Raw genomic sequence first — 13,664 nt, 5'->3', positions numbered from 1 at the left:
CGGCGGATGGCGCTCCTGACGCGGATGTAGGGGTGGCGCGGAGTTATGATCTTGAAGGCGGCAACGAGGAGCTTGCTTAGGCGCGAGGGGATCGGGATATCGCCCCCCGTTTACCCCCCGAAAACCTCCTCTAAGTGTTGACTACTACCCACAAGTGATGATCGGCGGCTAGGTGAGTTCGTGCAGGCCAACGGTGTTTCTTGACGATCAATGACAAGTTCGAGGGAAACCTTGTCGACAACCGCGGGTTCGGGGTTCGAGTCCCTGGCGGCGCACCAACGATCAAGGCCCCGACCTGGTGGTTCACGCCGGGCCGGGGCCTTTTCGTGTACGGCCGCGGCGGATGGCGGCTCGGCGGGTGCCCGGCATCCGCTGTCCCAGCTCAGGGCGTAGCGGGCAACCCGGCGCGGCACAGTTCAAGAGCGTCTCGAGCACCGCGCAGGGCTGCGATCACATTGGGCGAGGGGCGCACGTGCACTTCAGGAAGATCGAGGCCGGTCGAGCCGTCGGTGATCGGGTAGGCCAGTTGCTCACGCCCGAGCCGGAACTGGGCGTCGATGCCGGTGCGGTTGCCGCGCGGGTCCTGGCGATGCCAGCGGCCCGCAAGGTGTACGGCAACGAGGCCGTGCAGGAAGGGCTTTCCCCCGTCGGTCAGCTGTTGGTAGCACAACCCGGCCGGAACGCCGGCGGCCCGGGCCACGGCCACCAGCAGGTGCGACTTGGCATAGCAGAGGCCGACGCCGGCGCTGAGCACCTCGCCGGCGGTGACGGTGATCCGCGGATCCTGGGCGTCCACGGAGTGCCGGATCCGGTCACGAACCCATGCGAAGGCGGCCCGCGTGAAGTCGACGTCGTCCGGGTGCGCGGCGCGAAGTTGACCAGCTAACGCCCGCACTGCCGGATGGTCCACCTCGACGACCGTGTCACCGCCCAGGTACTCCATCGGTTCGCCCGCGACCAGTTGCACAGCTGTCCTTTCCCCGCCGCTTGTCGGATCGAGGCTGCTCCATCGCGCCATGACCCGTCGCGTACGGTAACGGTCCCATCTCACCGCAGCCATGCTCGGCCTGTCACCCTCATTCCCGGCCACAGCTGCGGCAACGCGCCGGCAGGGTCTAGGTTCTTCGCGGCTGGCATCGACGACGGTGAGGGGTAAGCGTGAGCGACGTGAGGCTCAACCAGGGAGGCTTCCAGGGCGGGTTCGACCTGCTCGTCACTCCCGACGTGCGGTTCACGCGGTTGTTGCGACGGGATCTGCGGCGGATGAGCTGGTTGTTCGTCATCTCGGGTCTGCTGTTGTCGATCACGAGCCTCGGTACGTTCACGGCCGACGGCGGGTGGCTTCTAGCCGGGCTGTTCGGCGTCCCGTTCGGGGCGGTCTGGTGCATCGCGGGGCTGATCAACGGCTCCGCGTACCTGCGACGTCACGCCGAGTTGAGCGCGCCGGTGCGGTACGTGTTCACCGCGGAGGCCATCGAGTGGCACACCGCTCATGCGGCGTTGCGGTTGCCGTGGACGGCGATCAGGCACGCCGTTCGGATGCGGGAGGCGTACCGCCTGGACTGCGCGGACCAGCAGCCTCGTTACCTGTGCCGGACGACGCTGGCCCCGGCCGAGGATGCGCGGGTGGCCGCGTACCTCGATGAACGGTTGGCGGCGCGGCTGGCCGCCGAGGCGTCAGTGCGGCCGATGCCACCTGTCGGGGGTGGGGCGTAGGCGGGCCGGCCCGGCGACGACCGTCGCCGGGCCGGAGAGCCTCAGTAGTCGATGTTGATGGCGGCGATCTGGCGGGAGCCGTTGTAGACGATGGCGGGGCCGGCGAAGCGGGAGCTGGCGTAGGTCAGTGCCGTCTTGTGGCCGGGACTGTTGAACCACGCCTCGATGATCTGCTCGGGCGGGGAGTTGCCCGAGGACGCGAACAGGACCTCGTGCCCGCAGTGCTCGAAGGTGCCCGCGTCCAGGTTCCGCTTCACGCAGTCCTCCGCGAGGTTCTGCTCGTTGGTGCGCATCTTGACCTCGGTCAGCCCGAGCGCGCGGCGTCGTTCGTTGAGCAGCACCAGCAGGCGTTGTTCGGTGGCGGACACGCCGGCCGGCAGAGCGGCGGCCGACTTCTTGGCCGGCCTGTTCGGCGTCGGTGACGGGGTTCGCGTCGGCGTCGCCGACCTGCTGGGGGTGGGGCTCGGGCGTGCGGCGCTCGGGGAGGGTTCGGGCGCCGTGGGGGAGGGCGACTCGACAGCGGGTTCGGTCGGCTCGGGGGCGGGGTCGGTGACCTGCGCCGAGGGTTCGGCGGCTGTGACGCTCGCCGGCTGCTTCGTCGGCCGGTCGGCATAGGTGGTGATGATGAGCCCGCCTCCTCCGACCATGGCGACGGCCGCGACGGCGCCGACCAGGGTCTTGGGCAGCGACAGTGCCGTGAGGCGGGCCTTGGGCACCAGTCCGGCCTTCGCGTACGCGCCTGTCGAGGCGGCGCCCTGCGAGGTGGCGACGAGCTGGGCCTGGTGGGAGACGTCCGACGCGAGGCGGGCCGGGACCGGCGTGAGCGCGAGGCCGGCGAGCAGCCGCTCGGCGGGAACCAGATCGGAGGTGGTGTTCGGGCAGTACGTGCAGTCGCGGATGTGCCGTGCCAGCCGCTTGCGCCACACCGGAGCCGGCTGGCCGTCCCAGTCGGCGGCCGTGTCGATGAGGCCGGCGCAGCCGGGCCGGGCGGTGAGGGCCCGTACGACGAGCCGCGCGGTGTCCAGCTGCGCCTTCATCCGGCCCACCCGGACGGTCACGAGATGCGCGTCGAGGCGCAGGGCGTCGACCAGGTCGGCGCGGGAGAGGTGACCGGCCTCGACCAGCCACCAGAGGGACAGCAAATGGCGGTGGTCGTCATCCAGCCACCGTGTGGCCAGCACGACCTCCCGGCGCTCATCGGACAGGCGGAGCCGGGTCAGTGTCAGGTCCTCGAAGTCGGAGCCCGGGACGACCAGGTTGTCGATGTCCTCCGGCGCCGTGGGTGTGGTGTGCCGGTACTGCTTGTGCGCCCGTACCTCGTTCATGGTGACGGCCACCAGCCAGGACCGGAACAGCCGCGGATCGCGTACGCCTGCCAGCCCGCGTACGACGCTCAGCATCGTGTTCTGGACCACGTCGTCGACGTCCGCGGAACGGCTCATCGCCCGGCCCACGATGTTGTACACCAGTGGCAGGTAGTGCGAGACCAGCTCATCCATCGCGGTGTGGTCGCCGCGGCGGGCCGCGTCCACTACCGCCGACAGGTCGGTCCTGTTCGGGTACGCGTGATGGGTCACGCTCACAACCTCGCCTTCACGGGACATTCTCGTACACCGTGGAGATGGGTTGGGACCCGCCCAGGTCACACAAACTGAGCTGTCACCTGTCGCTGTTGAGGCGGACGATGGCCCCGTTGAGCACGGTGGCGAAGAGCGTCCACGCGACGTACGGGGCGAGTGCGGCACCTGCGGCGGTGTCGGCGTGCGCGGCGCGGCGCATGAGCGCGACGTTGGAGGCGTTGAGCGCGGCGATCTCGGCCAGCGCGACGGTGGGCCTGCGGGCCTTGAAGAACAGCGCGCTCCATCCGAAGTTGAGCGCCAGGTTGAGCGCGTAGGCGCGGGTGAACGCGGCGCGCTCGGCTCCGCTGGTGCGGTCCAGGGCGCGGGCGCCCGCCACCGCGATCAGCGCGTACAGCGGCGTCCAGACCAGCGGGAACGCCACGGGCGGTGGCTGCCAGCTCGGCTTGCGCAGTCGCCGGTACCAGCCGTTGGAGGTGTCGTTCACCGCCGTACCTGCGGCGGCCGTGACGGTGACCGCCGCCGCGGTCTTGACCAGGGTTGGAAGTCGCATGCCGTTCAGCTACCCCGCCGGTGCCGGATCAACCACAGCCGGTCGAGGGGGACTCGGCGAGGCGCCGGGTCCTGTGTCGTGGTGTGCCTCAAGTAATGCTCAAATTACGTTGATCCGAGCCGATGCCGTCGAAGATCCGCATACGCTCAGCCAACTCGCGCACGGCCTCCCGGACCTCCTCGCTACGCCAACCGTCACCGTGCCCCGACCCAGGGTGCGCGAGCGTCAACCATCCCTCCTTTGTGGATGGTCGCGAGCACATCATTCACCTGTCGTAAGGAGAAGGAGGGGACAATGCGACGCAGACAACGGCGCATCGCGTTCGTGGCGCTGCCCGCACTGTTGGCGGGCGTCCTCGTGTCGACCGGGCCGGCGGGCGCGGAACCCGCGCAGTCGGCCGCCACGGCCGGCTCCGCACGATCCCAGCTGGAGAACCGGGACCAGGTCCGCCGCGTACACGTCAAGCTGGCTGGGGCGGACATGCTGGACAAGGTCGTCGCCGCCGGCTTCGACCTCGAACACGGTCTCAAGCGGGTGCCGACCGGCATCGAGGGCGAGGCGGTGCTCACCGCCGAGCAGATCACCGAACTGACGGCGATGGGCGTCGAGGTCCTCGCCGATGACGCGGGCTTCGTCTGGGCTGACGAGGCCGACGGCGGCCTCCAGGGCAACGCCGCCGCCCGCGCGGCGCAGTCGGCGAGCCACGACGCGACGGTGCGGATCGCCCGCGCCGACTGGTTCACCACCAAGGGCCAGGGCTTCCTGTACGTCGAGGCGCGCACCACCGAGGGACAGCAGGCGGACCCGGTCGTCGGGATGCAGCTGGAGAACGACTCGGGCCGGGGCACGTCGTTCGGCTTCGCCCGGACGATGAGCCGCTTCGTGGACTCCGGGCAGTACATGTTCCACCGGAACCTGTTCAAGCTCGACGCGCGGCCGACCCAGATCCGGGTCACGAGCTCGACCGGTGGCGTCACCACCGGCAAGGTCTCCGACTGGTTGGAGAACGCTCCGCCGCCGCTGACGGCGAACCCGACCTACAAGTCGGACTTCGTGGACGGGTACAAGCACCCGCAGCAGCTGTACAGCCGGGCGAAGGAGATCGCCCGCCAGTACCCGGACATCGCCGAGATCGTCTACCTCCCGAACCAGACCAACGGCTACCAGCGCAAGGCGCAGGCCACGATCGGCGGTACGGGGCAGTCGGCAGTCGTGGTCAGCTCGGCGGCGTGGGGCCACGAGGGCGGCAACGACGTCACAGTCGAGTTCGTGGACCGGCCGGAGGCGGACCTGCCGCTCGCCGTTGAGGTCACCGGCAAGGCGGTCCGTGTGCTGCTTGCCACCGACGCCTCCGGCGCTCCGGCGAGCACCGCCACCCAGGTGGCGGACGCGCTGCGGACCGGGTCCCAGGGCCTCATCGACCGGGCGCACCCGTACCGCACCAACACGGGCACCGGTGTCGTCGCGGCGACGGCCGGCCCGGTCGCGTTGACCGACTTCCTCGACCAGAAGCGCGTCGGCGCGCCCGAGGGTGAGGTGGCCCGCGGCCCGGTCACGATTCCCGTCCTGCGGATCGGCAAGCACCGTGACGGCAAGAAGCCCGGCGTCCTGATCCAGGCGCAGGACCACGCCCGCGAGTGGGTGCCGGCGACGACCAGCCTGGAGTCAGCCGAGCGTCTGGTGCACAACTACCGGTCCGACCGCGAGACGAAGGAGATCGTCGACAACACCGACGTCTTCTTCATCCTCTCCAACAACCCCGACGGGGCGAACTACAGCTTCTACAACTTCGCCTCGCAGCGGAAGAACCTGACGAACCACTGCCCGGACGCGACGGCCGACCCGGGGCAGCGGAACTCCTGGGGCGTCGACCTGAACCGCAACTACCGGGTCGGGTCGGGTCACGACGGGTACGCGGGAGGCTCGACCAACTGCGTCAGCGGCACCTACCAGGGCCCGGAGGAGCTGTCCGAGCCCGAGTCGAAGAACATCATCTGGCTCGTCGAGAAGTACAGGAACATCAAGTTCATGATGTCGGTGCACTCCAACGGCGGCCAGTTGTTCTGGCAGCCCGGCGCGTACATCGCGGACGGGCGGATCACCACGCCGCGCCCGCCGCTGGGTGACGAGGCGTTCTACTGGCAGTCGGCGGCCCGGATCCTGTCGCAGGTCAAGGCGCACCGGGAGACCGTCGTCACGCCGGAGAACGTCGGTGGCTCGTCCGACGTCCTCTACTCCTCCGCCGGCAACGTGCGCGAGGACCTGTACCACACCTACGGGATCTACGCCTTCGGCTGGGAGGTCGGCGGCTCCGTCTACAACCCGGCCACCGGCGACTGGCAGGGCGGTTCGTTCCAGCCGGAGTGGGCGGGCAACCCCGAGCTGGTCAGCGGCCACGCCGAGACGATGGAGTACGCCAACGGGATCATGGAGATGTTCCGGGTGGCGGCGGACTGGGGACGGGACAGGAAGAACCCGACATCGCAGCTCGTTCCGGGCGCCGGGACCTACCGCGGGCCGGTGGACGTACGCTTCGAGACGAGCGAGCCGGCCACCATCTACTACACGACCGACGGCAGCCGGCCCACGCTCCAGTCGCCCCGCTACGCGGCCACCGAGTTCCGGGAGCCGGGGCAGGTGTTCCACGTGACCGAGACGACGACGTTCCGCTGGTTCTCGGTGGACAGCGCCGGCAACATCGAGAAGAACTACGACCCGACGAAGAACGACAGGCGCAACAACTACCGGACGGCGACGATCAAGATCGCCAAGAGGTAGTCCGCGTACCGTGATCGTTGCCCCGCCGGTCGATGTCACCCGCACCGGCGGGGCAACGGTCAGCAGGGCCCGCGCGGGCGTCGGCAGCGCGGATAGGTCCTCGTTCGGTGGGTAAGCGGCGCGCATGCCCGCGAGCGAGGATTCGGCCGCCGACCTGGATTCGGCACCACACGGGCGTTCTCGCGTCGACCGGATGTTCGGCAGCCTGCGGGAGCGGGCGCGGGAGGCGTGGCGCGTACGTTCCTGGCGGTTCCGACTCTACGGTCTGCTCGCCGTGCAGGCCGCCATCGCGGCGGGGCTCGCCTGGTTCGTCGTGTACCAGTTCCTCGGCAATCCGTCCCCGGTCTTCGCGCCCACCACGGCGGTCGGCATCACGGCCGCCGCGATGGGCTCCCGCCTGCGGCGCACCATCGAACTGCTGGTCGGGGTGGTGCTCGGGCTCGCCGTGGGTGACCTGCTCATGCCGCTCTTCGGCATCGGCCCGTGGCAGACCGGTGGGGTGGTCCTGCTGGCGATCATCGTGGCCATCCTGCTCAAGGGCGGTGGTTCGCTGCTCACCCAGGCCGGCGGTACGGCCGTGCTCATCGCCACCCTCGAACCACCGGTCCGTGACCTTTCCATTCCCCGGTTCGTGGACGCCGCGGTCGGAGGGCTGATCGGGTTGGTGGTCAGTCTGCTGCTGGTACCCATCCATCCGCGGCGGACACTGCACCGACTGGCCGAGCCCGTGGTCGGTCCCGCGGTGGCCGCCATGCACCACCTGGCGGCGGCGCTGCGCCTGCGGGATCTCGGACAGGCCGAGCAGGGCCTGCGCGAGCTGCGGAACATCGGCCCGCAGGTCATCGCGTTACGGGAAGGGCTGCAAGCCGCCCAGGAGGTGGTACGACTCGCGCCGCTGCGCTGGCATGAACGCGACTCGTTCGCCCTCCACGCGGAGGCGATCCGACATCTGGAACGCAGCGTGCACAGTTGCCGATCTCTGGCGAGGCAGCTCACGACGGCACTCAAGGACCACGAGCCGCTGCCGGAGGAGGTCCCGGACGCCATCGACCTGCTGGCCGACGGCGCGCTGGACCTGCGCGCGGCGATCGTCGCGCGGGAGGAGCCACGGGAGCCGCGCGAGCGGATCCTGGAGGCTGTCGAACTAATCGGACGGGCACAGGGCGGGTCCGTCCGCGACCCCACCCGCCTGCACCGTCACCGTCTGGGCTACTCCGGGATGATCGCCGTGGGCGAGTTCCGGACCATCGCCCATGACCTGCTCATCGCCAGCGGCCTGGACCCGGAGAAGGGCGCGGCACTGGTGCGGCAGGCGATAGGCCGGGGCCAGCACGACTGATCGCACTGTCGGCCGGTCAGCTGGACGTCCGCCTGGGCAGCAGCAACTCCTCGTGATCGAGTTCCCGTTCCAGGACGCGCAGTTCCTCGTCGGGCAGCCGACCGCTGTCGCGCCAGCGCACGAGTTCCTCCCGCTGGGCGTCGATGGCCGTCCGGCGGACCTGGAGCGCCGTCTCGTACTGCGGTGAGGTCGGTAGCTCCGACGACCCGCTCTGTTCGAGCAGGTCGAGTCGCCCGCGGTAGCGCGCCAGTCGGGCCAGCAACTGGGTACGGGTGGTGTTGACGGCCATCGCGCTGTCCGGATCGGCGGCGGCGACCTCGTCCAGGCGGGCCAGGGCGGCCTCGACCGCCGCCGAGCGGGCCTCGTTGCGTACCCGGGCCTGGTCGGTCTCGTTGGCGCGCAGGCCGAGCCTCCGCACGAGCGGCGCGAACGTCAGGCCCTGCCCGACGAGCGTCACGAGGACGACCACGAAGGTGCAGAACAGGAGCAGGTCCCGGTCGGGAAAAGGCGCCCCGCTGTTGGTGGTCAACGGCAGGGTGAAGATCGCGGCCAGGCTGATCACCCCACGGGTGCCCGACCAGCTCAGCGCCGTCACCTCGCGCAGGGACAACCGTTCGGCGTTGCGGTCGGCGCGGGCGACCTGCCGGGCACTACCGGGCTCGTCCGGGTCGTCCTGCTCGGATACGCCGCCCAACCGACTGTGCAGCGACCGGGGGAGGGACTGGGTCAGCACCAGCCAGGCGGGGCGCAGCAGCAGCACCACGCCGACCGACACCGCGACGGCGATGACGATGGTGGACGTCTCGTACTGGCGCAGGCCCTTGACGACCTCGGGGAGCTGCTGGCCGATCAGCAGGAAGACGAAGCCTTCGAGGAGGAAGTCGACAAGCCGCCACACGGCGCTCGTCTGCAACCGGGCGGCGCCGGAGCCGAGCTGGGGCGTCTGGTGGCCGACGATCAGCCCGGCGATCACCACGGCGAGCACGCCGGAGACGCGCAGCTCCTCACCCACCAGGTAGGCCACGAACGGTGTCGCGAGCGAGATGGCGTTCGACAGCAACGGATCGGTGGTGAGCGGTCGGGCCAGACGTACCAGCCAGGCGATGGCCGCCCCCACCGCCACCCCGCCGACCGCCGCCAGCACGAACTGGCCGACGGCGGCCGGGAACGAGAATTCGCCGCCCACCGCGGCGGCCACCGCGACGCTGAGCATCGTCAGGGCGGTGGCGTCGTTCAGGAGCCCCTCACCCTGGATGATCGTGACCATCTTCGGTGGCAGGTTGACCCGGCGGCCCACCGCGAGCGCGGCCACCGGGTCGGGTGGCGCGACGGCGGCGCCGACCGCGATTCCGGCGGCAAGTGTCGCGCCGGCGACGAACAGATGGAAACCGATGCCGACGAGAACGCCGGTGAGAAGCACCAGCAGCACGGACAGGCTGACCACGATGCGCAGGTTGCGGCGGATGTCCAGCAGCGAGGAGTCCAGTGCGGCGCTGTAGAGCAGCGGCGGCAGCACGACCATGAGCACGAGGTCAGGATCCAGCCCGACGTTGGGGCCCGGGAGCAACGCGTACGCGATGCCGATGAGCGGCAGCAGCGCCGCCGCCGGCAGTCCGGTGCGGGCCGCCACCCACCGCACGGCGACGATCACCGCGACGGCGGCGAGCACGAACAGCAACATCGAGTGGGTGCTCACGTGGTGACGTCCCCCTGGAGCGGCGCGAGCGAGATTGTTCGGGGTGCCGGGCGGTCAGCGCAGCACGCAGCGGTGACGAGCCTACCCGCTTGATCAGCCGAACTTCCTGGTCGACCGGGCGGGGTCCCTCCCGCGCGGCGCTGCGCCGCGTTGCCCCACCCACCTTCGCCGGACGCCGTGTCGGACGGCTGCGTTACCTTCTCCGCCATGCCGATGATCACGATCGCCGATGAAGTGACCGGAGCCCTGAGCGGACCCGAGTGGAGCGTGGAGGTCTTCGAGGAGTCGCTACGCCTCGACGAGTTGATCCGGCGGCGGACATTCCTGGAGATCGCCGAGTCCGGTGCTGACGTCGACGCGGAGGCGCGGACGCAGGTGGCACTCGACGCGTTCCGTCGCAACGGGTTCGTCGTGCTTGTCGACGACCGGCAGGTGACAGCCCTGGACGAGAAGGTCCGCCTGCACGCGGGGTCGCGGATCACCTTCCTCAAGCTCGTCCCGCTGGTGGGTGGCTGATGGACACGCGCGACGCGGAGTTGGCACTGCGTGACGTGGTCGACACCGTCAGGGGATGGTGTGAGCGGAGCGACAACACCCTCAACGAGCATGGACGGCGGGATTTCGTCAGCCGGATGACCACGGTGCTCGGCTGGGTGTCGGCCGGCACGCTGCCCGCGCTGCTCGCCGCGCTCACCGATCCGCACGGGCCCTACCAGCTCGCTGCGCCGCAGGTCGAGCTGCTGCCGGAGGCCATCCGGCAGGGTGAACTGCTTGCCGCCGCGGTGGCGGACCTGGGCGGCCACGACGCGGACCATGATCGCCGTCGCGCCGCGGCGATGACAGTGGTCGAAACCCTGCCGATGTTGGCGTACCAGGCCGAGACCCCGTGGGACCGCGCCCGCCGCGATATCTGGGCCCGGGCGGCGCAACTGCTGGCCGCACAACCGGCACCGGTCCGGCAGACGGTGTTCGACGCCCTGACCGTACCGGGGGAAGACAGCGACGGGCGGGGCAAGCTGATCAAGGCCGTGCGCTCCGGCGGCGGGCTCGACGGCGCCGTCTGGCTCGACCGGCTGGGCGGTCAGGCATGGTTGGGCTTCGGTTACTGGAGCACGCAGCTCAAGCAGTTCACCTGGGAGTCCATCCAGGCGGAGGCGTCGGCCGGGCGGGTGAACCCGGCGGCCCTGGCGACCTGGCGCCGGACCCGGATCGAGCGTTCGCTGCGCGACATGAGCGACGAGGCCGACCGGATGTGGCCGATCCTCAACGTCGGCGAGCCGTGGGCCGACCGCGCGGTCGCGGACGTCGAGGCGATGCCGGGGGACCGCCGGGCCGCGTGGCGGGCGCTGCTGGCCCACTGTTCGGTCGAGGCGGACAGGGCGAAGCCGTCGGCGGGCTGGCGCAAGCAGGCTCGGTCGCTGCTCGACGCGGTGGGCGGCGACGAGTTCACCGCCCGGCTCGACGATTGGCTCCCGCTCGTGGGGCAGGCGCGTACCTTGCCGTTGCGCATGACCAAGTGCTGTCCCGGCCACCTCGCGGACGTCCCGCCCCGGATGATCGACCGCTACAACGTCGGGCTGCTGTGGGGCCTGATCTGGTTGCGGACGATGCTGCCGTCGTCGGAGGAGACCCTGCGCAGCCTCGGCCAGATCGCGGAACGGGCCGCCCGCAAGATTCCCGGCCACGGTCCGGCCAGCCCGAAACTGGCGAACGTCGCGGTCGCGGCGCTCATCGACAGCGATCATCCCGCTGCCCTCGCGCAACTGGCCCGGCTCGCGTCGCGGCTGACCTACAAGAGCACCCTGCGCATCGTGGAGAAGGGGCTGACCCAGCATGCCGAAGCGCTCGGCGTCAGCCGCGAGGACGTCGAGGAGATGGGCCTGCCCGGTTTCGGCCTACCCCTCGCGGACAAACTGGGTGACTGCTCGTACGAGCTGGAGGTGCGCGGCGTCGACGCCGTCCTGGTGTGGCGCAACCCGGACGGCAAGGTGGTCAAGGCCCCACCGGCGCAGGTGCGTAAGGAGTACGGCGACGAGCTGAAGGAGCTGAAGGCGACAGTCACGGACGTCGCGGCGACGCTGATCGCCACCCGTGACCGCCTGGAAGGGCTGCTGCGGCGGGACCGGGCGTGGACCGTCGAGCAGTGGCGGGAGCGTTTCCTGGACCACCCGCTGGCCCGGAGCCTGGCCCGGCGTCTCATCTGGACCGTCGACGGCGTGGCCTGCTGCTGGGGTGGTGACGCCCTGCGGACCGTGGACGACAGGATTGTCGAGCCCGCCGGCGACGCCACGGTGCGGCTGTGGCACCCGGTCGACGACCCCGCCGCGGTCCAGGCTTGGCGGGACTTCCTGGGTCGGCACACGATCACCCAGCCGTTCAAGCAGGCGCACCGTGAGCAGTACCTGCTCACCGACGCGGAGCGCGCCACCGGCACGTACTCCAACCGGTTCGCCGCCCACATCGTGCGCCAGCACCGTCTCAACGCGCTGTTGTCCCGGCGTGGCTGGTCGTACGTCCAGCACCGCAACGACGGCGCCAGCTACGACCTGCCCTGGTTGGCGCTGCCCGACTGGGGTCTGCGGGCCCAGCTGAACGTCGCCGGCATCGAGGATCGGGGCGACGACGCGGTGTTCGACACGATGGGAACCGACCAGCTGTGGTTCGTCCGGGGTGAGCGCACGCCGGTGCCGCTGGAGGAGGTTCCGGCGGTCGTGCTGAGCGAGGTGATGCGCGACGTCGACCTGTTCGTGGCCGCGGCCGGCGTGGGCAACGACCCGAACTGGTACGACGGTGGCCCCCAGGGCCGGTACCGCGACTACTGGTCGCAGAGCAGTTTCGGCGACCTCACCCCGACCGCCCAGACCCGCCGGGAGGTACTGGCCGGGCTGATTCCCCGGCTGGCGATCGCCGACCGGTGCACGGTCACCGACCGGTTCCTCGAAGTGCGCGGTGACCTGCACACATACCGCATCCACTGCGGCTCGGGCAACATCCTGATCGCCCCGGACGACAGGTACCTGTGCATCGTTCCTGCCTCGGCGAAGGCGAAGGAGCCGGAGATGTTCCTGCCCTTCGAGGGCGACAGCCGGCTCGGCGAGATCATCAGCAAGGCGTTGCTGTTGGCGGCCGACAAAAAGATCAAGGACCCGGTGATCCTGCACCAACTCTGAGGCACCAACGGGAGCGGCCGTGCTGTCGCCAGGACCCGGCGACAGTTGTTGTTTCGCCACTGGCCGAACGAGTTCAGCGGCCTGGTGCCGGAGTCGGCGGGGTCGTGCTACCCCGCTGCCCCTACGCTGGCGACACGAGGGAATGGTAGGTACTGATGAACCAGCACGCAGCGGCACGTGCCAGGGCGATCCCTGACACGATCCGGGCAGACGTGGAGACGCTGTGGAGCTACCACGACATGCGCCACGAGTTGCGCCCGTGCGACGTGGGAATCGGGTTGGGCAGTCATGACCTCGGTGTGGCCGTCATCGCGACGCGCTTGTTTCACGAGGGGCTGTTCCCCAGGATCGTGTTCACCGGCGCGAACGCTCCGACGACCGTCGAGCGGTTCCCGAGCGGTGAGGCGGTGCACTACCGCGAGTACGCCGTCGAGCGGGGCGTTCCCGTGGAAGCGATTCTCGTGGAGCCGCGTGCGACGAACACCGCCCAGAACCTGGAGTACTCGCGTCAGATCCTGACCGAACACCGGATCCCGGTGAGGTCGGTGCTGATCATGTCGCGGCCCTACCAGCAGCGTCGGGCCTACGCCACCTGCAGGTTGATGTGGCCGGAGGTTGATGTGGTGTGCGCGTCGAACCCGCTCGAACTGGACGACTATGTAATCAGCATCGGTGACCCGCGGCGCGTGGTGGACATGCTGGTGGGCGACACGCAGCGGATCGAGGTGTACGCCGAGCGCGGGTTCGCGATCCCGCAGGAGATGCCGGACGAGGTGCGGACGGCGTTCGAACGCCTGGTGGCGGCCGGCTACACGAGCCGGCTGATATGAGCCCA

General features: G+C 70.0%; 10 protein-coding genes and 1 tRNA gene. 7 read left to right on the top strand and 4 right to left on the bottom strand.

Translation table 11 applies throughout. The annotated features are described in order from the left end of the window. Positions 1-164 precede the first annotated feature (164 nt). A tRNA-Ser gene (locus AB0C03_RS04695) sits at positions 165-278 on the top strand. 104 nt (positions 279-382) lie between these two features. On the opposite strand, the gene AB0C03_RS04690 is transcribed toward AB0C03_RS04695, so the two are convergent. Beyond that, positions 383-967 (bottom strand): transglutaminase-like domain-containing protein, encoded by a 585-nt coding sequence (locus AB0C03_RS04690; protein ID WP_357634201.1) that lies wholly within the window; start codon positions 965-967, stop codon positions 383-385. Positions 968-1,158: 191 nt separating this feature from the next. On the opposite strand from AB0C03_RS04690, the gene AB0C03_RS04685 reads away from it, so the two are divergent. Continuing rightward, positions 1,159-1,716, top strand: coding sequence for a hypothetical protein (locus AB0C03_RS04685; RefSeq protein ID WP_210857790.1), 558 nt, complete (start codon positions 1,159-1,161; stop codon positions 1,714-1,716). Between the two features lie 41 nt (positions 1,717-1,757). Here the strand turns inward: AB0C03_RS04685 and AB0C03_RS04680 are convergent, their stop codons facing one another. Then, complete coding sequence (locus tag AB0C03_RS04680) at positions 1,758-3,293, bottom strand: sigma-70 family RNA polymerase sigma factor (protein ID WP_357634198.1); 1,536 nt, start codon at positions 3,291-3,293, stop codon at positions 1,758-1,760. An 82-nt stretch (positions 3,294-3,375) separates the two neighbouring features. Further along, on the bottom strand, positions 3,376-3,846 hold the full coding sequence (locus AB0C03_RS04675; protein ID WP_357593328.1) for a TspO/MBR family protein: 471 nt from the start codon (positions 3,844-3,846) through the stop codon (positions 3,376-3,378). Positions 3,847-4,140: 294 nt separating this feature from the next. Between AB0C03_RS04675 and AB0C03_RS04670 the strand changes: the two genes are divergently transcribed. Together AB0C03_RS04670 and AB0C03_RS04665 are read left to right on the top strand one after the other, a co-directional pair. After that, on the top strand, positions 4,141-6,624 hold the full coding sequence (locus AB0C03_RS04670) for a M14 family metallopeptidase (RefSeq protein ID WP_357634195.1): 2,484 nt from the start codon (positions 4,141-4,143) through the stop codon (positions 6,622-6,624). 124 nt (positions 6,625-6,748) lie between these two features. Beyond that, positions 6,749-7,963, top strand: coding sequence for an FUSC family protein (locus AB0C03_RS04665; RefSeq protein WP_357634192.1), 1,215 nt, complete (start codon positions 6,749-6,751; stop codon positions 7,961-7,963). Between the two features lie 16 nt (positions 7,964-7,979). Here the strand turns inward: AB0C03_RS04665 and AB0C03_RS04660 are convergent, their stop codons facing one another. Then, positions 7,980-9,659 (bottom strand): Na+/H+ antiporter, encoded by a 1,680-nt coding sequence (locus tag AB0C03_RS04660; protein WP_030331177.1) that lies wholly within the window; start codon positions 9,657-9,659, stop codon positions 7,980-7,982. Between the two features lie 207 nt (positions 9,660-9,866). Here AB0C03_RS04660 and AB0C03_RS04655 point away from each other — a divergent pair, with 207 nt between their 5' ends. From AB0C03_RS04655 to AB0C03_RS04645, 3 genes are all read left to right on the top strand, one after another. Next, positions 9,867-10,175, top strand: coding sequence for a hypothetical protein (locus tag AB0C03_RS04655; RefSeq protein ID WP_030331175.1), 309 nt, complete (start codon positions 9,867-9,869; stop codon positions 10,173-10,175). Next, the gene (locus tag AB0C03_RS04650) at positions 10,175-12,829 is read left to right on the top strand and encodes a DUF4132 domain-containing protein (protein WP_357634189.1); all 2,655 of its coding nucleotides are present in this window, start codon (positions 10,175-10,177) and stop codon (positions 12,827-12,829) included. The genes AB0C03_RS04655 and AB0C03_RS04650 overlap by 1 nt, the downstream gene beginning before the upstream one ends. Before the next feature lie 155 nt (positions 12,830-12,984). Beyond that, complete coding sequence (locus tag AB0C03_RS04645; RefSeq protein WP_030331171.1) at positions 12,985-13,659, top strand: YdcF family protein; 675 nt, start codon at positions 12,985-12,987, stop codon at positions 13,657-13,659. The last annotated feature ends 5 nt before the right edge of the window (positions 13,660-13,664 follow it).

The sequence above is a fragment of the Micromonospora parva genome (genome assembly GCF_040649675.1).
In the GTDB taxonomy this organism is placed as follows: domain Bacteria; phylum Actinomycetota; class Actinomycetes; order Mycobacteriales; family Micromonosporaceae; genus Micromonospora; species Micromonospora parva.
Note: the sequence above shows the minus strand (reverse complement) of the source record. Positions and strands in the feature narration are given on the sequence as shown.

Bases quoted from the DNA above. Each gene is read 5' to 3' on its own strand.
- AB0C03_RS04670 (WP_357634195.1), top strand. From the start codon at position 4,141: ATGCGACGCAGACAACGGCGCATCGCGTTCGTGGCGCTGCCCGCACTG.
- AB0C03_RS04655 (WP_030331175.1), top strand. From the start codon at position 9,867: ATGCCGATGATCACGATCGCCGATGAAGTGACCGGAGCCCTGAGCGGA.
- AB0C03_RS04675 (WP_357593328.1), bottom strand. From the start codon at position 3,846: ATGCGACTTCCAACCCTGGTCAAGACCGCGGCGGCGGTCACCGTCACG.
- AB0C03_RS04645 (WP_030331171.1), top strand. From the start codon at position 12,985: ATGAACCAGCACGCAGCGGCACGTGCCAGGGCGATCCCTGACACGATC.
- AB0C03_RS04650 (WP_357634189.1), top strand. From the start codon at position 10,175: ATGGACACGCGCGACGCGGAGTTGGCACTGCGTGACGTGGTCGACACC.
- AB0C03_RS04665 (WP_357634192.1), top strand. From the start codon at position 6,749: ATGCCCGCGAGCGAGGATTCGGCCGCCGACCTGGATTCGGCACCACAC.